Origin of the sequence: Streptomyces sp. NPDC005195 (assembly GCF_040608315.1) — a bacterium.
GTDB classification, from domain to species: domain Bacteria; phylum Actinomycetota; class Actinomycetes; order Streptomycetales; family Streptomycetaceae; genus Streptomyces; species Streptomyces kaempferi.
Genome location: NZ_JBEXHZ010000002.1, coordinates 210,331 through 229,254, shown reverse-complemented (window position 1 = coordinate 229,254; position 18,924 = coordinate 210,331). Strand labels below are relative to the sequence as shown.

Here is an 18,924-nt window from a genome sequence, read left to right as displayed (position 1 = left end):
CGCGGGCGCTGGGGGCGCACGGCGTGCGGCAGGTGCCCGTGGATCAGGGAGAATGGGCGCCATGAGCGTTCGTAGTCAGTCATCCGAGCCGTCCGAGGCCACCCATCGCGCCGGTTTCGCCTGTTTCGTGGGCCGTCCCAACGCGGGCAAGTCCACTCTCACGAATGCTCTGGTCGGCCAGAAGGTGGCGATCACCGCCAACCAGCCGCAGACCACGCGGCACACGGTACGGGGCATCGTGCACCGCCCCGACGCGCAGCTGATCCTGGTCGACACCCCCGGTCTGCACAAGCCGCGCACCCTGCTGGGCGAGCGCCTCAACGACGTCGTGCGCACGACGTGGGCCGAAGTGGACGTCATCGGCTTCTGCCTGCCCGCGAACGAGAAGCTCGGCCCGGGGGATCGTTTCATCGCGAAGGAGCTGGCGTCGATCAAGAAGACGCCGAAGATCGCGATCGTCACGAAGACCGACCTCGTGGACAGCAAGACGCTCGCCGAGCAGCTCATCGCCATCGACCAGCTCGGTCAGGAGCTGGGATTCGAGTGGGCGGAGATCGTGCCGGTGTCGGCGGTCGCCGACCAGCAGGTGGGCCTGCTGGCCGACCTGATCGTCCCGCTCATCCCCGAGGGGCCCGCCCTGTACCCCGAGGGCGACCTGACCGACGAGCCCGAGCAGGTCATGGTCGCGGAGCTGATCCGTGAGGCGGCCCTGGAAGGCGTACGCGACGAACTGCCGCACTCCATCGCCGTCGTCGTGGAGGAGATGCTCCCGCGCGAGGACCGGCCCGCCGACAGACCGCTCCTCGACATCCACGCCTTCGTCTACATCGAGCGCCCCAGCCAGAAGGGCATCATCATCGGCCCCAAGGGCAAGCGCCTGAAGGAGGTCGGGATCAAGTCCCGCAAGCAGATCGAGGCGCTGCTGGGCACACCGGTGTTCCTCGACCTCCATGTGAAGGTCGCCAAGGACTGGCAGCGAGACCCCCGCCAGCTCCGCAAACTGGGTTTCTGACCCTTCCCGGAGCCGCGCCCCCGATCATTCCCGCGGGGGCGCGGCCGCGCGGGAACGTCGGGCGACCGACGGAGTCAGCCCGCGGTCACCGTCACACGTACCACCCCGTCCGGCCCCGCCAGCAGCACCGGCGTATCCGCCCCACCGAGATCGCGTACGGCCGCCCGGTCCTCCTCCGGAACGGACTCCGCCCCGGAGACCACCGCCGCCGCCTCCAGGGACTTCGCCCCGGACGCCACCGCCATCGCCACCGCCGTCCGCAGGGCGCTCAGCCGCAGCGAGGGCAGGTCCACGGTGCCGGCGACATAGGTACGGCCCGTCTCGTCCCGGACGGCCGCCCCCTCGGGCACCCCGCTCCGTGCCCGCGCGGAACGGGCCAGGGTGACGATCTTGCGGTCCTCGGGGTCGAGCGCGCTGCTGTCGGTCATGCACCGAGCATACGAAGTGCCGTCCGGGCCCCGCGCGGCGGTCCACGACCGGCCAGTCGGGCCGGCGGCTCAGGGGCGGTCGAGCCGGAGGCGCTCGGCCTTCGGCAGACCGGCGACGACGAGATCGTACGAGTCCTCGACGAGCTCCCGGACGACACGGTCCGGGAGCCCGCCGTCGGCCGTCACGGTGTTCCAGTGGCGCTTGTTCATGTGGTAGCCGGGGATGATCAGTCCGGGGCGCTCGCCGCGCAGCCGGATCGCGTCCTCCGGGGCGCACTTGAGGTTGACCGTCAGCGGGCGCGCGTCCAGGCTCGAGAGCGCGAAGAGCTTGCCCAGGACCTTGAAGACCGAGGTCTCCGGGTTGAAGGGGAACTCCTCGACGGCCGCGTTGAAGGAGAGGCAGAGCGCGCGCAGTTGCCGCGGGGTCATTCCGGCTTCTCCTCCTCGCGGGGTTCGGCGGTGGCGGCCGGTTCGACGAGCACCGTGACGATCTTGTTCCGGCGTCCGGCCGCGGCCTCCGCGGTCAGCCGCAGCTCCCGCCCATCGGGCAGTTCGACAAGGGACGAGGCACTGGCGATCGGGACCCGGCCGAGCGCCTTGGCGAGCAGGCCGCCGACCGTCTCCACGTCCTCGTCGTCGTACGCCTCGAAGCCGTACAGCTCACCGAGGTCGCCGATGTCGAGGCGCGCGGTCACCCGGTAGCGGTCGTCGCCGAGCTCCTGGACCGGCGGCAGTTCACGGTCGTACTCGTCGGTGATCTCGCCGACGATCTCCTCCAGGATGTCCTCGATGGTGACGATGCCGGCCGTGCCGCCGTACTCGTCGATGACGACGGCGACGTGATTGCGCTCCTGCTGCATCTCGCGCAGCAGATCGCCCGCGTTCTTGGTGTCGGGCACGAAGGTGGCGGGCCGCATGGCCGTCGACACGAGCTCGGACTCGGCGTCGCGGCTGATGTGCGTCTTGCGCGCCAGGTCCTTCAGGTACACGACGCCGACGATGTCGTCCTCGCTCTCCCCGGTGACGGGAACGCGCGAGAAGCCGGAGCGCAGGGCCAGGGTGAGCGCCTGCCGGATGGTCTTGTACCGCTCGATGACGACAAGGTCGGTGCGCGGCACCATGACCTCGCGCACGAGGGTGTCGCCGAGCTCGAAGACCGAGTGCACCATGCGGCGCTCCTCGTCCTCGATCAGCGACTCCTTCTCCGCGAGGTCGACGAGCGCGCGCAGCTCGGCCTCGGAGGCGAAGGGGCCGCGCCGGAAGCCCTTGCCGGGGGTCAGCGCGTTGCCGATGAGGATGAGCAGCGACGGGATCGGGCCCATGATCCGCGCGAGCGGCAGCAGGACGTACGAGGCGACGGTCGCCGTGTTCAGCGGGTGCTGGCGACCGATGGTGCGCGGTGAGACGCCGACGGCGACGTACGAGACGAGGACCATGACGCCGATGGCGACCCCGAGTGCCTGCCAGGTCTTGTCGAACTCCTGCAGGCAGGCGTACGTGACGAGCGCGGCGGCCGCCATCTCGCAGGCCACCCGGACGAGCAGCGCCACGTTGAGATAGCGGGTCGGATCGGCGGCGACCTGCGCGAGGTTGGCGCTGCCGCGCCGCCCGCTGCGTACGGCCTCCTCGGCGCGGAAGCTGGAGACGCGCGCGAGGCCCGCCTCCGCGCAGGCGGCGAGCCAGGCGACGACGACCAGCAGGACGGCGCCGAGAACGAGTTGAGGGCTCATGACACGGTCGGGGCCGGTGAGGGGCCCGTCATGCCCTTCTCCGCGCGCCAGCCGTCCACGATGGCCGCCTGGAGGCCGAACATCTCGGCCTTCTCGTCGGATTCCTCGTGGTCGTAGCCGAGCAGGTGCAGCACTCCGTGGACGGTGAGGAGCTGGAGCTCCTCGTCCATGGAGTGCTGCGTCGGCGCGTCCTTGCCCTGCCGCTCGGCGACCTCCGGGCACAGCACGATGTCGCCGAGCAGGCCCTGCGGCGGCTCGTCGTCGTCCTTGGACGGCGGGCGCAGTTCGTCCATGGGGAAGGACATGACGTCCGTGGGACCCGGCAGGTCCATCCACTGGATGTGGAGCTGCTCCATGGCGTCGGCGTCCACGACGATCACCGAGAGTTCGGAGAGCGGGTGGATGCGCATCCGTGCGAGCGCGTAGCGGGCGATGTCGAGGATCGCCTGCTCGTCGACCTCGGTTCCGGACTCGTTGTTGACGTCGATCGACATGCTGGTGCTGGTCTACTTCCCCTTGTGTCCGGCGTTGCCGCGGCCCCTGCGGGAGCCGTTCTCGGTGCCGTTCTCGCTGTCGTACTTCTCGTACGCGTCGACGATACGGCCGACCAGCTTGTGCCGTACGACATCGTGGGACGTGAGCCGTGAGAAGTGCACGTCGTCGAGGCCCTCCAGGATGTCCTGGACCTGGCGCAGGCCCGACTGCGTCCCGTTCGGCAGGTCGACCTGCGTCACGTCACCCGTGATCACGATCTTCGATTCGAAGCCGAGGCGGGTGAGGAACATCTTCATCTGCTCGGCGCTGGTGTTCTGGGCCTCGTCCAGGATGATGAAAGCGTCATTAAGGGTACGGCCACGCATATAGGCCAGGGGCGCGACCTCGATCGTGCCGGCCGCCATCAGCCGGGGGATCGAGTCCGGGTCGAGCATGTCGTGCAGCGCGTCGTACAGCGGGCGCAGGTAGGGGTCGATCTTCTCGTAGAGCGTGCCGGGCAGGAAGCCGAGGCGCTCGCCCGCCTCCACCGCGGGGCGGGTCAGGATGATGCGGTTGACCTGCTTGGACTGGAGCGCCTGCACGGCCTTCGCCATCGCGAGGTAGGTCTTGCCGGTGCCGGCTGGGCCGATGCCGAAGACGATGGTGTGCTTGTCGATGGCGTCGACGTACCGCTTCTGGTTGAGCGTCTTGGGTCGGATGGTGCGGCCGCGCGAGGACAGGATGTTCTGTGTGAGCACTTCGGCGGGGGTCTCCTCGCCGTCGCCCTCCCCGTTCTCGCTCGCCCTCAGCATGGCGATCGAGCGTTCCACTGCGTCCTCCGTCATCGGCTGCCCCGTGCGGAGCACCAGCATCATCTCGTCGAACAGGCGCTGGACGAGGGCGACTTCACCGGCGTCGCCGACCGCACTGATCTCGTTGCCCCGGACGTGGATGTCGGCCGCCGGGAAGGCCTTCTCGATCACGCGCAGCAGTGCGTCTCCGGAACCCAGAACAGTCACCATGGGGTGCTTGGCCGGGACGGTGAAGTGCGCGCGCGCCTGCCCCTGCGCGGGGCCGTGAGCTGTGGGTGTCTGAGTCATGGGCCGGCTCTGTAGGCCTGCTTTTCCTCCTTGATCGGCACGCTTGCCACGGGGGCAGCCTTGCGGTTCCCAGCGTACGTCTCCGCACTGACAGAGCCGTAGGGCTTTTCGTCACGACTCCCTGCGGTCCCGCCCTTTCCCCCGGGCCCGGTTCACACCGACCGCCCGAACCCGATCGTCGGCACCGCCCGCCGCAGCGGCCACGGCCGTGTCACCTCCGGCAGCAGGCCCTCCAGGAAGGCGTACCGGCGCAGTGCCGCCGGATCCTGGTCGTCGACGGACTGGACACGGCGCCACCAGGCCGCGATCTCGGACCAGCCGGGGGCCGAGAGGGAGCCGCCGAACTCCTGGACGGACAGGGCGGCGGTGAGGCCGGCGAAGGCGAGGCGGTCGGCGAGCGGCCAGTCGGCGAGGGTGCCCATCACGAAGCCGGCGACGAAGACGTCCCCGGCACCGGTGGGGTCGAGGGCCTCGACGTCGATGGCCGGGACCGCGGCGGTCTCGCCGGTGCGGCCGTCCACGGCGTAGGCGCCCTCGGAACCGAGGGTGACGACGGCCAGCGGTACGTGCTCGGCCAGCGCGTGCGCCGCGGCCCGCGGGCAGCGCGCGCCGGTGTAGCGCATCGCCTCCTCGGCGTTCGGCAGGAACGCCTCGCAGTGTTCGAGGTCCGCGAGGCCCGCGAGGTCCCAGCGGCCGGTGTCGTCCCAGCCGACGTCCGCGAAGATCCGGGTGCCCGCGCGCGCGGACTCGGCGATCCACTGCGCGCGCGTGCCGGGGGCCAGGGAGGCGACGGCGGCCCGCGCGCGGGGGGCGTGTTCCGGGGCGGTCTCCACCGGCGGCGGCTCGTGCCCGTGGCTGACCATCGTCCGCTCGCCCTCGTAGGCCATCGACACGGTGACCGGCGAGTGCCAGCCGGAGACGGTGCGCGACGGGGAGAGGTCGATCCCCTCGCCCTGCTCCAGGGCGTCCCAGCAGTACTCGCCGTAGTGGTCGTCCCCGAAGGCCGCGGCGAGGGAGGTTTTCAGGCCGAGCCGGGCCAGCGCCGTCGCCATGTTCGCCACCCCGCCGGGGCTCGACCCCATGCCGCGCGCCCAGGACTCCGTCCCGCGCACCGGGGCCGAGTCGAGCCCCGTGAAGACGATGTCGAGGAAGACGGTGCCGGTGAGGTAGACGTCCCAGGGCGGGTCCTGGGGGGTGCGCAGACCGGCGAGCGGGTCGACGTGGGCCTGGCAGTACGGTCGCTCTCCGTCGGACGCGATCACGGTGCGCTCCCTGAGGTGGTGCGGATTCAGGCCAGTGTGCACCAATTGGCCCGCGGGACGGAGCGGACCTCGCGGAGGCGTCCGTCGCGCATCGAGCCCTCGGAGCGAACAGGGCCACAGGACGGAAAACCGAGCGTTTACCCGGCCTTCACCACACCAAACAGAACGTGATCCAGATCACGGCGCCCCGCCTGTTTCCCACCCGGACCCGCTTGATACAAATTGCCCGCGCGTTCCTGTCCGTCGACAGCCGCTCAACCCCCCTCATCGAGCCGCTTCTTTCGCATGCCCTGGGAACGCCCGTGTCCTCCCGCACCACCATGCCCTGGCCCCTCGTCGCCCTTTTCACGGCCGGGTACCTCGCCCCGTACCTCCTGCCGACCACCGTCGGCCGGCTGAACGCGGGCCTCCCCCTCTCCGCCACCGAGGCCGGTTGCGTCGGCAGCGTCCTGCTGCTGAGTTCGGCGACGGCGGGCTTCCTGCTCGCCTCCCGCGTCGACCGCTTCGGCCCCCGCCGACTGGCCCGCGCCGGGCTGCTGCTCGCCGCCGTCGGCTACGGCACGGCCGCGCTCACCACCACCGTCGCCGTGGTCGTCGCCGGTGCGATCGTCGGCGGTCTCGGCTCCGGCACGATCACCGCCGTGGCCGCCACCGGGATCGCCGCCGAGCGCGACCCCCACCGCACGACGACGTTCGGTCTGCTCGGCGTCTCCGCCCTCGCGGGCACGCTGTACCTGACGATCCCTCATCTGGGGCCGGGCCACGGCCAGCCGCTCGCCGCGATCGCCGTCACCGCGCTGCTCGTCCTGCCCGCGACCCGGCGGCTGCCCACCGGCACACCGGCCGCGAGGACCCTGCGTTCCGGCACCCCGCTCCCGCACCTCCGCGCCGGGGCCGTACTGGCCGCCGCCATGCTCTGCTGGTCCCTCGCCCAGAACTCCCTGTGGGGCGTCAGCGGCCGCATCGGCCTGACCCAGGCGGGGCTGAGCGAGGTCACCGTCGGAGCGGTCTTCGCGACGGCGCTCGGCGCCGGGCTGCTGGGGGTGACCGGGGCGGGTGCGCTCGGCGCGCGCCTCGGCCGCGCGCTGCCCATCGGCGCGGGCACCGCGCTGATCGCGGGCTGTATCGCGCTCAGCGCGGCCGCCGACGACCTGACGTCCTTCGCGACCGGCGAGATCGCCTGGAACACGCTGTACCCGGTCGTCCTGTCCTACGTGATCGGGCTCGCCGCGTCCCTGGACCAGCGCGGGCGATGGGCGGTCCTGGTGGGCTCCGCCTCCTCGCTCGGCACGGCCTGCGGGCCGCTCACGGGCAGTCTGCTCTCCGCGTGGACGGGTTATCCGGGGATGGGTGTGATCCTCGCGCTCGGCCTGCTCCTGCTCACCGTCCCGATGACGGCGGTGGCCCTGCGCACCCGGCGCGGCACCCCGCGGGAGCACCCGGTGGTGGAGATCCCGCTGGAGACCGCCGCGGCCCGGCGGGCGGCGTACGGCACGGCGGGCCCCCGGCAGACCGCCGGCGCGTCGGCCGCACCGGGGCCCTGACCGGGCCGGCCGGCCCCGGGGACCGCACGGGCGTGGGGGTCCCGGTCCCGGCGGAGAGCCACTCCCGGCGGGGCCACGCGAAGTGCCTCCGCCCCGAGCGGTACCGCGCCGGGCGGCCCTGTCCCGAGTGGGCCTGTCCCGAGTGGGCCCGCTCCGAGTGGGACTACTCGAACTCGTACGCCTCGACCTCCGCGAGGTAGCGCGCCCGGCGCTCCTCGTCGTGGTCGAGGAAGGACGCCAGGAACGAGTTGCGCGCCAGGTCCCGCATGCGTTCGCGGTCCAGCCCGAGCGCCTCCCGCACGGCGTGGAAGGTGTCCCCGACGTACCCCCCGAAGTAGGCGGGGTCGTCGGAGTTGACGGTGCACAGGAGTCCGGCCTCCAGCATGGCGGGCAGGGGGTGGTCCTCCAGGACGTCCACGGCGCGCAGCCGTACGTTCGACAGCGGGCAGAGCGTCAGCGGCACCCGCTCCCGGACCAGCCGCTCGACCAGTGCGGGGTCCTCCATGCAGCGCAGTCCGTGGTCGATGCGCTCGACGCCGAGGACGTCCAGCGCCTCGGTGATGTACGCGGGCGGCCCCTCCTCGCCCGCGTGCGCGACGCGTCGCAGCCCGAGGGCGGCGGCCGCCTCGTACACCTCGCGGAACTTGACCGGCGGGTGTCCGACCTCCGCCGAGTCGAGGCCGATGCCGACGATCCGGTCGAGGTAGGGCCGCGCGGCCTCCAGCGTCGCCATCGCCGACTCGGCGGACTCGTCGCGCAGGAAGCACATGATCAGCTGGGTGGAGACGCCGTGCGTCCGCTCGCTGCGGGAGAGCGCGCGGGACAGCCCCTCGACGACCGTCCCCATCCCGACCCCGCGCGCCAGGTGGGCCTGCGGGTCGAAGAAGATCTCCGCGTGCCGCACGCCCTGCGCGGCGGCCCGCGCGAGGTAGGCGTCGGCCAGGTCGGCGAAGTCCTGCTCGGTTCGCAGGACGGCCATCAGCTCGTAGTACAGGTTCAGGAACGACTGGAGATCGTCGAAGAGGTACGCCTTGCGCAGCTCCTCGGCGTCCGCGTACGGCAGCGTCACGCCGTTGCGCGCGGCGAGCTCGAAGGCGAGCTCGGGCTCCAGGGTGCCTTCGACGTGGAGGTGCAACTCTGCTTTGGGGAGGGGCATCAAAGCATGGTACGGGCGTTTTATGAGCGCTTCGGAACGGGCACCCGCATCAGGTCGTGCGCCACGGTCAGCTCCCCGTCGAACCCGGCGGCCCGCGCCTGCCGCTCGAACTCCCCGGGATCGGAGTACCGCTGGCTGAAGTGCGTGAGCACCAGATGCCGTACGCCCGCGTCGTGCGCCACCCGGGCCGCCTGACCGGCGGTCAGGTGCCCGTGGTCGGAGGCGAGCCGGTGGTCCTCGTCCAGGAACGTCGACTCGATGACGAGCAGGTCGCAGCCCTCGGCGAGGGCGTCCACCCCCTCGCACAGCCGGGTGTCCATGACGAACGCGAACCGCTGTCCGCGCCGCACCTCGCTGACGTCGTCCAGACGGACTCCGCCCAGGACTCCTTCGCGCTGGATCCGTCCGACGTCCGGCCCCTTGATGCCGTGCGCGGCGAGCCGTTCGGGCAGTATCCGCCGTCCGTCCGGCTCGACCAGCCGGTATCCGAAGGACTCCACGGGGTGGGAGAGCCGGCGGGCCTCCAGGGTGTAGGAGGCCGTGGCCGCGAGCACGCCGTCCGCGTCGACCGGTGCCTCGGTGAGCGCGACGGTCTCGCGGTACGCGGTGGCGTACCGCAGCCGGTCGAAGAAGTGCTGACCCGAGCGGGGGTAGTGCGCGGTGATCTCGTGCGGCACACGGTCGAGGTTGACTCGCTGGATCACCCCGGCGAGGCCGAGCGAGTGGTCGCCGTGGAAGTGCGTGACGCAGATCCGGTGCAGGTCGTGCGCGGCGGCCCCGGCCCTCAGCATCTGCCGCTGGGTGCCCTCGCCGGGGTCGAAGAGCAGGCCCTCCCCGTCCCAGCGCAGCAGATAGCCGTTGTGGTTGCGGTGCCGGGTCGGGACCTGGCTGGCGGTGCCGAGGACCACCAGTTCACGCACGGACAAGGCCCCTCACCCCGGTGGCCACTGCATGCCGCGGCCACCGAGCAGGTGCGCGTGCGCGTGGAAGACGGTCTGTCCCGCACCGCTGCCGGTGTTGAACACGATCCGGTAGCTGTCCAGCTTCTCCTCGCCCGCGATCTCACCGGCCTCGCGCAGCACGTCCGCCGCGATCCGGGGCTCGGCGGCCGCCAGCGACGCCGCGTCCGGGTGGTGCACCTTGGGGATGACCAGGATGTGGGTGGGCGCCTGCGGGTTTATGTCGCGGAAGGCGAGGGTCGTCCCGCTCTCCCGGACGACGGTCGCCGGGATCTGTCCCGCGATGATCTTGCAGAACAGACAGTCGTCCTGCGGTTCTCCCGCCATGCGTGTCCCTCCTCGTGCCGGCCGGCCCCTGTGTCCCGGACGGCGTCGGTCCCTGCGTCCCGCACGGCGCCGACCACCCCGCCGTGCACGGCGCCGATCATTACGCCGTGCATGCTATCGGCACCCTCCGTCAGCCCAGCTCGGGCAGGGACGGCGGGGTCTTCGCCGGGTTCTCCTCCAGGGCCGCCAGCGCGATCCGGATCGCCTCGTCCAGCTGGACGTCGCGGCCGGCGGCGTGGTCCTGCGGGGTCTGGACGACCTCGATGTCCGGGTCGACGCCGTAGTTCTCCACGCCCCACCCGTACCCCTCCAGCCAGAACGCGTACTTGGGCTGGGTGACAAGGGTGCCGTCGACGAGCCGGTAACGGCTGTCGATGCCGATCACCCCGCCCCAGGTGCGCGTGCCCACCACCGGACCGATCCCGAGCGCCTTGACCGCCGCGTTGACGATGTCCCCGTCCGAGCCGGAGAACTCGTTGGCCACGGCGACGACGGGGCCGCGCGGCGCGTCCTCCGGATAGCTGTAGGGCCGCATCCCGCGCGGCAGGTCCCAGCCCACGATCCGCCGGGCGAGCTTCTCGACGACCAGCTGGGAGGTGTGGCCGCCGCGGTTCTCCCGCACGTCCACGACCAGCCCCTCCCGGGCCACCTCGACCCGCAGGTCCCGGTGGAGCTGCGCCCATCCGGAGCCGACCATGTCCGGTACGTGCAGATACCCCAGCCGGCCCCCGGAGCGCTCGTGGACGTACGCCCGCCGGTCCGCGACCCACGCGTGGTAGCGCAGCGCCTCCTCGTCGGCGAGCGGGACGACCACCGCGTGCCGGGGGTCACCGCCGCCGGACGGGGAGACCGTCAGCTCGACCGGCTTGCCCGCCGTGCCCACCAGCAGCGGCCCGGGACCGGCCACCGGGTCCACCGGCTGCCCGCCGACCTGGACGATCGCGTCCCCGGCCCGCACCGCGACCCCGGGCGCGGCGAGCGGTGCCCGCGCGTCGGGGTCGGAGGTCTCCGAGGGGAGGATCCGGTCGATGCGCCAACTGCCGTCCTCGTGGCGGGAGATGTCCGCCCCGAGCAGTCCCTGGGCCCGGTCGCCGCCGCTCCGGCCGCCGCCCGGGGTCACATACGCGTGGGAGGTGCCCAGTTCGCCCTGCACCTCCCAGAGCAGGTCCACCAGGTCGTCGTGGGTGGCGATCCGGTCGAGGAGCGGGCGGTAGCGGTCGAGTACGCCCTCCCAGTCGGCCCCGCCCAGATCGGGCCGCCAGAAGTTGTCCCGCATGAGGCGGCCCGTCTCGTCGTACATCTGGCGCCACTCGGCGGCCGGGTCGACCGTCTGACGGATCCGCGAGAGGTCGACGGTGATGTTGGTGTCGCTGTCGTCGTCGTTCGAGGCGCGGCGGTCACTGGGGACGAGTTTGAGCTTGCCGTCGGTCCACAGCAGGACCCGCTTGCCGTCGCCGGTGACGGCGAAGTGGTTGGCGTCCGCGGCGAGATGCTCGATGCGGTGCTGGGCCAGGTCGTACCGCTCCAGCTCGGTCTTCGGGTCCGGGTCGTCCGGGGTGGCGCGGGAGGCACCGAGCACCCCGCGGACCGGGTGGCGCAGCCACAGCAGCCCGTCCTTGGCGGCCCGCAGCGTCGAGTAGCGGGCGGCCTCGACGGGGAACGGGACGATCCGGTCGCCGAGCCCTTCGAGGTCGATCCGGGTCGCGGGGGTCCCCTCGCTGTCGGGCGTCTCGGCCCCGCGGCTCTCGGGGGCCTCGAAGGCACGGCCGTGCCGCTGCGGTCCGAAGGGGGACGGGGTGGTCGCGGCCAGCGTGATCAGGTGCGGGCGGGATCCGTCCACGAACGCCAGGTCGAAGACGTGCTCGTCGTAGACCGGGTCGAAGGAGCGCGCGGAGAGGAAGGCCAGGTGCTTGCCGTCGAGGGTGAACGCGGGCGCGTAGTCACGGAAGCGCAGCGGCGTCGCCTCGGTGACCGACAGGTCCGCGGTGTTCGCCAGTTTCAGCTGGCGCAGCGGACGCGGGCCGGGGTGCGACCAGGCGAGCCAGGCCGAGTCCGGCGAGAAGACCAGCCCGCTGACGTCCCCGTCGGCGCTGCGGTCGACCTCGCGCACCTCCCCGGTCTCCCGCTCGACGAGCAGCACCCGTCCGTCGTGCGAGGCGACGGCGGCGCGGCTGCCGTCGGGTGCCATCGCGAGCCCGAGGACGCGGCCGAGCTGCCCGGCGGCGAGCCGGCGCGGGGTCGCTCCGGGTGCGGTCCCGGTCGCCGGGGCGAACTCCAGCGCGTCGTCACCCGCCGCGTCGGTCACCCACACGACGTGCTCCTCGCCCTCCACCCGGAAGGTGCGCGGCAGCCGGGCGCGCACGCCGGGCCGGGCGGCGAGCGCGCGGGCCGGACCCGAGCGGTGGGTGATCCAGTGGACGGAGCCGCGCACGGAGACCGCGCTGCCGCGTCCGGTGTGGTCGGGCGCGGCGGCCGAGAACCAGCGGGACGCGCTGACGGGGTGCGGCTGCTGGTCGACGCGCTGTCCGCCGAGCCGGATGTCGAGCCTTCGCGGCTCGGCGCCGTCCAGGTCGTCGAGCAGCCACAGTTCACCGGCGGACGCGTAGACGACCCGGGTGCCGTCGGTCGCCGCGTGCCGGGCGTAGAAGCCTTCCCCACCGGGGGTGTGGCGGCGCAGGTCCGAGCCGTCGGCGAGGGACGAGTAGAGGGCCCCGACCCCTTCGTGGTCGGACAGGAACGCGAGCCGCTCCCCCGCCCACAGGGGGTATTCGAGGTTCCCGTCCAGCTCCTCGTGCAGGCGTACGAACTCGCCGTCGCCCTCGCGGTCGATCCACAGCTTGCCCGCGGTGCCGCCGCGGTACCGCTTCCACCAGGCGGCCTCGCGTCCCATCGGGGCGGACAGGAGCACCACGCCCGGCCCGCCGTGCGCGACGTCGCCGACCGGCCCGTACGGAAGGGTGGTGGCGGGACCGCCGTCGAGTGGGACGGCCCGCGCCCAGCTGCGCCGCAGGCTCGCCTGGCCCTGGGCGCTGAGGGCGAGCACGTGGCCGTCCGGGGTCCAGCCGCGCACCTGGGTCCGCGGATTTCCCCAGTACGTGAGCCGTCTGGCCGCTCCGCCCGCCAGCGAAGCCACGTGCACCTCGGGCGCGCCGTCCCGGACGGAGGTCCAGGCGACGCTCTCACCGTCGGGCGAGATGCGCGGGTGGTTCACCGGGACGTTGTCGGCGCTGACCCGCCAGGCACGGCCGCCGCCGTCGAGGGGAGCGACCCAGACGTCGTCCTCGGCGGTGAACGCGACCAGATCTCCACGCAGATGCGGGAAACGGAGGTAACCGGATGATACGGACGATGCAGGCTGTGTCACCCGATCACCCTATGCAGCGACAGCTCACCCGGAAAGGGGTTTGGATCACTTGCCCTGGATCGACCGGGGGCCGCGCGCGCCCCGGTCAGTTGCGCAGGAGCAGCCACTCCTGGAGCTCCACGAGGTTGCCCTCCGGGTCCTTGAGATGGGCCACGCGCATGCGGTCGGTCATCGGCGCGGGACCGTGGGCGATGACGCCGCCGCGCGAGACGACACCGGCGCAGTAGGCGTCGAGGTCGTCGACGCGCAGGACGACCAGGGAGCGGTGTCCCGTCGCCGAATCGCCCAGCTCACCGAGGATCCGGGCCATCATGGCGCGGTCCTGGAGGGCGATGCCCGCGGAGCCGGTGGCGGCGCTGAACTTCTCGTAGGGTCCCTCGACCGCCCCCGACTGGGGCTTGAGGCCGAGGACTTCGGCGTAGAAGCGGTAGCAGGCCGGGAAGTCGGCGACGAGCAGCCGTACCTGGGCGAGTTCCAACGCATCCCCCGTGGGTGTTCGTTCAGGACCAGCGGCCGGTGCGCCCCAGCAGCAGCGCGGTCGCCGCGGTCCCTGCGGTCGACGTACGCAGCACGCTACGCCCCAGCCGGTACGCCTTCGCACCCGCCTGCGCGAAGAGGTCCAACTCCTCCGGGGAGACGCCCCCTTCGGGTCCCACGACCAGCACGATCCTTCCGGACGTGGGCAGTTCGGCCGTGGCGAGCGGCTCGCTGCCGTACTCCCGGTCCTCGTGCAGCACCGCCGCGAAGTCGGCTTCGGCCAGAAGTGCGGCAACCTGCTTGGTAGTTGCCGCGTCCGCGACCTCGGGGAAGCGCACCCGGCGGGACTGCTTGCCGGCCTCGCGCGCCGTCGCCCGCCACTTGGCGAGTGCCTTCAGACCCCGCTCGCCCCTCCACTGCGTGATGCAGCGCGAGGCGGCCCAGGGAACGATCGCGTCCACCCCGGTCTCGGTCATGGTCTCGACGGCCACCTCGCCCCGGTCACCCTTGGGCAGGGCCTGGACGACGGTGATACGGGGGGACTGGGGAGGTTCCTCGGCGAAGGAGTCGATGCGGACGGTCAGCCGGTCCTTGCCCTCGGCGCCGACGACGACGCACTCCGCCCAGCGCCCGGCACCGTCGGTGAGGACGACGTCCTCGCCGGGCTGCAGCCGCTTCACCGAGACGGCGTGCCGGCCCTCGGGGCCGTCCAGGACATAACGCCCTCCGCTGTCCGCGTCGAAGTGCTCGACCACGAATACCGGTGCCGTCATCGCTCCGCACCGCCCGCTCCGTCGGCCGTGGACAACGCTGTCCTCGCCGCGTCCAGCTCGGCGCACAGCACCTCCACCAGCTGCCCCGCGGACAGTTCACGGGCCATCCGGTGCCCCTGCCCCGCCCACAGGGCCATGCCCTGCGCGTCGCCCGCCCTGGCCGCCGCCTTGCGCAGCGGGGAGGTGAGGTGGTGGACGTCGGGGTACGCGGCGGGCGCGTACGGGCCGTGCTCCCGCATGAAGCGGTTGACCAGACCGCGCGCGGGGCGGCCGGAGAACGCGCGCGTCAGCTCCGTGCGGACGAAGAGGGGGTTGGTCAGGGACTGCTTGTGCACGGCGTGCGCGCCGGACTCCGGGGTGGCGAGGAACGCCGTACCGAGCTGCGCCGCGTTCGCGCCCGCGGCGAGCGCCGCGGCGATCTGGCTGCCGCGCATGATGCCGCCGGCGGCGACGACCGGGATCTGCACGGTCTCGCGGACCTGGGCGATCAGGGAGAGCAGTCCGATCCCCGTGCCGTCCGTCTCCGGGTTGTCGCGGTGGGTGCCCTGGTGACCTCCGGCCTCCACGCCCTGCACGACGACCGCGGCGGCCCCCGCCCGCTGCACCGCGAGGGCCTCCTCGGCCGTGGTCGCGGTGATCATGGTGAGCGTGCCGGCCCGGGCGAAGGAGTCCAGGACGTCACGGGTGGGGCAGCCGAAGTGGAAGGAGACCACCGGCACCGGGTTGTCGAGGAGGACCGCGAGCTTGGCGTCGTAGCCGTCGTCGCGGCCGCTGTCCGGATCGCCCAGCTCCGTCTCGTACCAGGAGGCCTCACCTGCCAGCTGGTGGGCGTACACCTCGACGGTGGCCGGGTCCGCGTACTCGGCCTGCGGCATGAAGAGGTTGACCCCGAAGGGCCGGCTCGTCAGCCCGCGCACCTGCTTGATCTCCTGGTACATACCGTCGGCGGTCTTGTACCCGGCGGCGAGGAACCCGAGCCCGCCGGCCTCGGACACGGCGGCCGCGAGGTGCGGGACGGAGACGCCGCCCGCCATGGGGGCCTGCACGATCGGGTGAGGGAAGAGATCGGTCAGTGCGGAGGACATGACGGCATGTTGTCACGTCCTCCGAACAAGTCCGAAATCCGGCCTTCCGCCCGCCGTGGGCCGCCGGGGCGGACGGTCCACGGCCCTTTTCCGCCCCGCCGCCCCTGCCGTTCGCCGTCCGGGTCAGCGGCCGTTGAACGCGTCCTTCAGCCGGGAGAACAGGCCCTGCTGGCCCGGCTGGAACTGCCCGGTCGGACGCTCCTCGCCGCGCAACTGCGCCAGCTCCCGGAGCACCCGCTCCTGCTCGACGTCGAGCTTGGTCGGCGTGGTGACCTCGACGTGCACGATGAGGTCGCCCCGGCCGCCGCCGCGCAGATGCGTGACGCCGCGCCCGTGCATCGGGATCGACTGCCCGGACTGCGTGCCGGGCCGGATGTCGACCTCCTCCAGACCGTCGAGGGTCTCGAGCGGCACCTTGGTGCCGAGCGACGCCGCGGTCATCGGAATGGTGACCGTGCAGTGCAGGTCGTCACCGCGGCGCTGGAAGGTCGAGTGCGGCAGCTCGTGGATCTCCACGTAGAGGTCGCCGGCGGGACCGCCACCGGGCCCGACCTCGCCCTCGCCCGCGAGCTGGATCCGGGTGCCGTTGTCGACACCCGCCGGGATCTTCACCGTGAGCGTGCGCCGGGACCGGACTCGTCCGTCCCCCGCGCACTCCGGGCACGGGGTCGGCACGACGGTGCCGAACCCCTGGCACTGCGGGCACGGGCGGGACGTCATGACCTGGCCCAGGAACGACCGTGTGACCTGGGACACCTCGCCTCGCCCGCGACACATGTCGCAGGTCTGGGCGGAGGTCCCGGGCGCGGCGCCCTCACCGCTGCAGGTCGCGCACACGACGGCCGTGTCGACCTGGATGTCCTTCGTCGTGCCGAAGGCGGCCTCGTCCAGCTCGATCTCGAGCCGGATCATGGCGTCCTGGCCGCGCCGCGTGCGCGACCGGGGGCCACGCTGCGACGCCGTGCCGAAGAAGGCGTCCATGATGTCCGAGAAGTTGCCGAAGCCACCGGCGCCGAAGCCGCCGGCGCCCGCGCCGCCCGCCTGGGACAACGGGTCGCCGCCGAGGTCGTAGACCTGCTTCTTCTGCGGGTCCGACAACACCTCGTACGCGGCGTTGATCTCCTTGAACCGCTCCTGCGTCTTCGGATCGGGATTGACGTCCGGATGCAGCTCGCGCGCGAGCCGCCGGAAAGCCTTCTTGATCTCGTCCTGGGACGCGTCGCGGCGCACGCCGAGCACGGCGTAGTAGTCCGTGGCCACTTAAGACTCCGCCAGGATCTGTCCGACGTACCGTGCCACCGCTCGTACCGCTCCCATCGTTCCCGGGTAATCCATGCGGGTCGGTCCGACCACGCCGAGTTTGGCTACTGCCTCGTCGCCCGAACCGTAGCCGACGGAGACCACGGACGTGGAGTTGAGTCCCTCGTACGCGTTCTCGTGACCGATCCGTACGGTCATGCCCGAATCCCCCGCCTCCCCAAGCAGCTTGAGGAGCACGACCTGTTCCTCCAGTGCTTCGAGCACCGGTCTGATCGTGAGGGGAAAATCATGTCCGAAACGGGTCAGGTTCGCGGTGCCGCCGATCATCAGACGCTCCTCGGTCTCCTCGACGAGCGTCTCCAGAAGGGTGGAGAGCACCGTCGCGACGGTACCCCGGTCGTCCGTCTCGAAGGCGTCCGGCAGGTCCTGGACGAGCGGCGGGACGTCCGCGAAGCGGCGGCCCGCGACCCGGCTGTTGAGCCGGGCCCGCAGATCCGCCACGGAGGTCTCCCCGAACGGCGCCGGACAGTCGATCATGCGCTGCTCGACCCGGCCCGTGTCCGTGATCAGCACGAGCATCAGCCGGGCGGGCGCCAGGGACAGCAGCTCCACATGGCGCACGGTCGATCTGGTCAGCGACGGGTACTGCACGACGGCGACCTGCCGCGTCAGCTGCGCGAGCAGCCGCACGGTCCGCCCGACGACGTCGTCGAGGTCGACGGCGCCGCCCAGGAAGTTCTGGATGGCCCGCCGCTCGGGCCCGGTCATGGGCTTGACGCCGGCGAGCTTGTCGACGAAGAGCCGGTAGCCCTTGTCGGTGGGGATGCGCCCGGCACTGGTGTGCGGCTGGGCGATGTACCCCTCGTCCTCCAGGGCGGCCATGTCGTTGCGGACCGTGGCCGGGGAGACCCCCAGCCGGTGCCGCTCCGTCAGCGCCTTGGAACCGACCGGCTCCTCGGTGCCGACGTAGTCCTGGACGATGGCGCGCAGCACTTCGAGCCTGCGTTCACTCAGCATCGCGCACACCTCCAGTTGTCGGTCCTCGTCGCCTCGCTTGGCACTCAGCGCGTGCGAGTGCCAGCATTTCCCGGCCCAGTGTACGGCCGGTGGGTATGGCCCCGGCAAGGGCGGGCCCGCGATCTTGAGCACGTATGCCGACGTGTCCCGCGATGTCTCACCGGCGTCCGTCCTCCGGCTAGCGTCACCGTATGAAGGTGACTTGGGAAGAGCCGGGGTGGGAGGAGCTGGCGCCGCACGTGGGGCGGCGGCGGCTTCCGGGCTGGGACTGCACGGCCGGGCTGGTCGTGGGCGAGACCGCGGCGCTCATGGTCGACGCGGGCGCGAGCCTCGGGGAGGGCGCGTGGTTGCGCGCCGAGGCGCGACGGCTCCTCGGCCCCGACCGGGACGTGACGCACCTCGCACTCACCCACCCGCACTTCGACCACGTCTTCGGCGCGGCGGCGTTCACGGGCGCGCAGGTGTTCGGGGCGGCCGGTCCCGGCGCGGTCTTCGCGCACGGGGGCGAGGAACTGCGCGTGGACGCCGTGCGCCACGGTCTGGACCCGCGTGACGCCGCCGAGGCCGCGGGCGCCCTGGTCCCCCCGCGGCACTCCGTGTCGGGCGAGCGGACGCTCGACCTGGGCGGCGGTGTGCGGGCCCTGCTGGCGGACGTGGGTCCCGGCCACACGGCGCACGATCTGGTGGTCCTGGTGACCGGGGAGGCCGGTTCCCCGGAGGTCGTCTTCTGCGGGGACCTGGTGGAGGAGTCGGGCGAGCCCCAGGCCGGTCCCGACGCCGCCCCCTCCCGCTGGCCGGCGGCGCTGGACCGGCTGCTCGCCCTGGGCGGCGACGAGGCGGTGTACGTGCCCGGTCACGGGGCCGCGGTGAACGCGGCGTTCGTCCGGGCTCAGCGGGACGCGCTGGCGACACGTTTCGGCGTGTCGTAGGGATCTCCCCGCCACCGCCCCGCCGAT

18 protein-coding genes are annotated in these 18,924 nt (G+C 72.3%); 3 read left to right on the top strand and 15 right to left on the bottom strand.

Annotated elements, in window-relative coordinates; all coding sequences use genetic code 11:
• Positions 1–52: 52 nt before the first annotated feature.
• Entirely contained in the window at positions 53–1,012 is a 960-nt protein-coding gene (gene era / locus ABZV34_RS03595) for a GTPase Era (RefSeq protein ID WP_356271069.1), read from the top strand.
• 74 nt (positions 1,013–1,086) lie between these two features.
• On the opposite strand, the gene ABZV34_RS03590 is transcribed toward era, so the two are convergent.
• From ABZV34_RS03590 to ABZV34_RS03565, 6 genes are all read right to left on the bottom strand, one after another.
• Positions 1,087–1,440, bottom strand: coding sequence for a cytidine deaminase (locus ABZV34_RS03590; RefSeq protein WP_356271067.1), 354 nt, complete (start codon positions 1,438–1,440; stop codon positions 1,087–1,089).
• 69 nt (positions 1,441–1,509) lie between these two features.
• Positions 1,510–1,869, bottom strand: a complete 360-nt coding sequence (locus ABZV34_RS03585) for an MmcQ/YjbR family DNA-binding protein (RefSeq protein ID WP_356271065.1) — start codon at positions 1,867–1,869, stop codon at positions 1,510–1,512.
• Positions 1,866–3,170 (bottom strand): hemolysin family protein, encoded by a 1,305-nt coding sequence (locus ABZV34_RS03580; RefSeq protein WP_356271063.1) that lies wholly within the window; start codon positions 3,168–3,170, stop codon positions 1,866–1,868. Before ABZV34_RS03580 ends, ABZV34_RS03585 begins: the two co-directional genes overlap by 4 nt.
• The gene (gene ybeY, locus ABZV34_RS03575; protein ID WP_356271061.1) at positions 3,167–3,664 is read right to left on the bottom strand and encodes an rRNA maturation RNase YbeY; all 498 of its coding nucleotides are present in this window, start codon (positions 3,662–3,664) and stop codon (positions 3,167–3,169) included. Before ybeY ends, ABZV34_RS03580 begins: the two co-directional genes overlap by 4 nt.
• 12 nt (positions 3,665–3,676) lie before the next feature.
• Complete coding sequence (locus tag ABZV34_RS03570) at positions 3,677–4,744, bottom strand: PhoH family protein (RefSeq protein WP_356271059.1); 1,068 nt, start codon at positions 4,742–4,744, stop codon at positions 3,677–3,679.
• Positions 4,745–4,896: 152 nt separating this feature from the next.
• Positions 4,897–6,006, bottom strand: a complete 1,110-nt coding sequence (locus tag ABZV34_RS03565) for a PfkB family carbohydrate kinase (protein ID WP_356271057.1) — start codon at positions 6,004–6,006, stop codon at positions 4,897–4,899.
• A 302-nt stretch (positions 6,007–6,308) separates the two neighbouring features.
• Between ABZV34_RS03565 and ABZV34_RS03560 the strand changes: the two genes are divergently transcribed.
• The gene (locus ABZV34_RS03560) at positions 6,309–7,550 is read left to right on the top strand and encodes an MFS transporter (RefSeq protein ID WP_356271055.1); all 1,242 of its coding nucleotides are present in this window, start codon (positions 6,309–6,311) and stop codon (positions 7,548–7,550) included.
• Between the two features lie 163 nt (positions 7,551–7,713).
• On the opposite strand, the gene ABZV34_RS03555 is transcribed toward ABZV34_RS03560, so the two are convergent.
• From ABZV34_RS03555 to hrcA, 9 genes are all read right to left on the bottom strand, one after another.
• Positions 7,714–8,706, bottom strand: a complete 993-nt coding sequence (locus ABZV34_RS03555) for an adenosine deaminase (protein WP_356271053.1) — start codon at positions 8,704–8,706, stop codon at positions 7,714–7,716.
• 20 nt (positions 8,707–8,726) lie between these two features.
• Positions 8,727–9,632 carry a ribonuclease Z gene (locus ABZV34_RS03550; RefSeq protein WP_356271051.1) on the bottom strand — a complete coding sequence of 302 codons (906 nt, stop codon included), beginning with the start codon at positions 9,630–9,632 and terminating at the stop codon, positions 8,727–8,729.
• Between the two features lie 6 nt (positions 9,633–9,638).
• Positions 9,639–9,992 (bottom strand): histidine triad nucleotide-binding protein, encoded by a 354-nt coding sequence (locus ABZV34_RS03545; RefSeq protein ID WP_356271049.1) that lies wholly within the window; start codon positions 9,990–9,992, stop codon positions 9,639–9,641.
• A 130-nt stretch (positions 9,993–10,122) separates the two neighbouring features.
• Positions 10,123–13,356 carry a S41 family peptidase gene (locus ABZV34_RS03540; protein ID WP_356271047.1) on the bottom strand — a complete coding sequence of 1,078 codons (3,234 nt, stop codon included), beginning with the start codon at positions 13,354–13,356 and terminating at the stop codon, positions 10,123–10,125.
• Between the two features lie 85 nt (positions 13,357–13,441).
• A complete protein-coding gene (locus ABZV34_RS03535) occupies positions 13,442–13,834 on the bottom strand; it encodes a VOC family protein (protein WP_356271046.1) in 393 nt (130 codons plus the stop codon).
• Positions 13,835–13,856: 22 nt separating this feature from the next.
• On the bottom strand, positions 13,857–14,606 hold the full coding sequence (locus ABZV34_RS03530) for a 16S rRNA (uracil(1498)-N(3))-methyltransferase (protein ID WP_356271044.1): 750 nt from the start codon (positions 14,604–14,606) through the stop codon (positions 13,857–13,859).
• Positions 14,603–15,691, bottom strand: a complete 1,089-nt coding sequence (locus ABZV34_RS03525; RefSeq protein ID WP_356271042.1) for a nitronate monooxygenase — start codon at positions 15,689–15,691, stop codon at positions 14,603–14,605. The genes ABZV34_RS03530 and ABZV34_RS03525 overlap by 4 nt, the downstream gene beginning before the upstream one ends.
• Positions 15,692–15,814: 123 nt before the next feature.
• Positions 15,815–16,951: a molecular chaperone DnaJ gene (gene dnaJ, locus ABZV34_RS03520; protein WP_356271040.1), complete on the bottom strand. Its 1,137-nt coding sequence runs from the start codon at positions 16,949–16,951 to the stop codon at positions 15,815–15,817.
• Positions 16,952–17,968, bottom strand: a complete 1,017-nt coding sequence (gene hrcA / locus ABZV34_RS03515) for a heat-inducible transcriptional repressor HrcA (protein WP_356271039.1) — start codon at positions 17,966–17,968, stop codon at positions 16,952–16,954.
• Between the two features lie 191 nt (positions 17,969–18,159).
• Here hrcA and ABZV34_RS03510 point away from each other — a divergent pair, with 191 nt between their 5' ends.
• Positions 18,160–18,897, top strand: a complete 738-nt coding sequence (locus tag ABZV34_RS03510) for an MBL fold metallo-hydrolase (protein WP_356271037.1) — start codon at positions 18,160–18,162, stop codon at positions 18,895–18,897.
• The last annotated feature ends 27 nt before the right edge of the window (positions 18,898–18,924 follow it).

Coding starts and splice junctions, on each gene's coding strand:
- era (WP_356271069.1), top strand. CDS start 53: ATGGGCGCCATGAGCGTTCGTAGTCAGTCATCCGAGCCGTCCGAGGCC.
- ABZV34_RS03590 (WP_356271067.1), bottom strand. CDS start 1,440: ATGACCGACAGCAGCGCGCTCGACCCCGAGGACCGCAAGATCGTCACC.
- ABZV34_RS03585 (WP_356271065.1), bottom strand. CDS start 1,869: ATGACCCCGCGGCAACTGCGCGCGCTCTGCCTCTCCTTCAACGCGGCC.
- ABZV34_RS03580 (WP_356271063.1), bottom strand. CDS start 3,170: ATGAGCCCTCAACTCGTTCTCGGCGCCGTCCTGCTGGTCGTCGTCGCC.
- ybeY (WP_356271061.1), bottom strand. CDS start 3,664: ATGTCGATCGACGTCAACAACGAGTCCGGAACCGAGGTCGACGAGCAG.
- ABZV34_RS03570 (WP_356271059.1), bottom strand. CDS start 4,744: ATGACTCAGACACCCACAGCTCACGGCCCCGCGCAGGGGCAGGCGCGC.
- ABZV34_RS03555 (WP_356271053.1), bottom strand. CDS start 8,706: ATGCCCCTCCCCAAAGCAGAGTTGCACCTCCACGTCGAAGGCACCCTG.
- ABZV34_RS03545 (WP_356271049.1), bottom strand. CDS start 9,992: ATGGCGGGAGAACCGCAGGACGACTGTCTGTTCTGCAAGATCATCGCG.
- ABZV34_RS03530 (WP_356271044.1), bottom strand. CDS start 14,606: ATGACGGCACCGGTATTCGTGGTCGAGCACTTCGACGCGGACAGCGGA.
- ABZV34_RS03525 (WP_356271042.1), bottom strand. CDS start 15,691: ATGTCCTCCGCACTGACCGATCTCTTCCCTCACCCGATCGTGCAGGCC.
- hrcA (WP_356271039.1), bottom strand. CDS start 17,968: ATGCTGAGTGAACGCAGGCTCGAAGTGCTGCGCGCCATCGTCCAGGAC.
- ABZV34_RS03510 (WP_356271037.1), top strand. CDS start 18,160: ATGAAGGTGACTTGGGAAGAGCCGGGGTGGGAGGAGCTGGCGCCGCAC.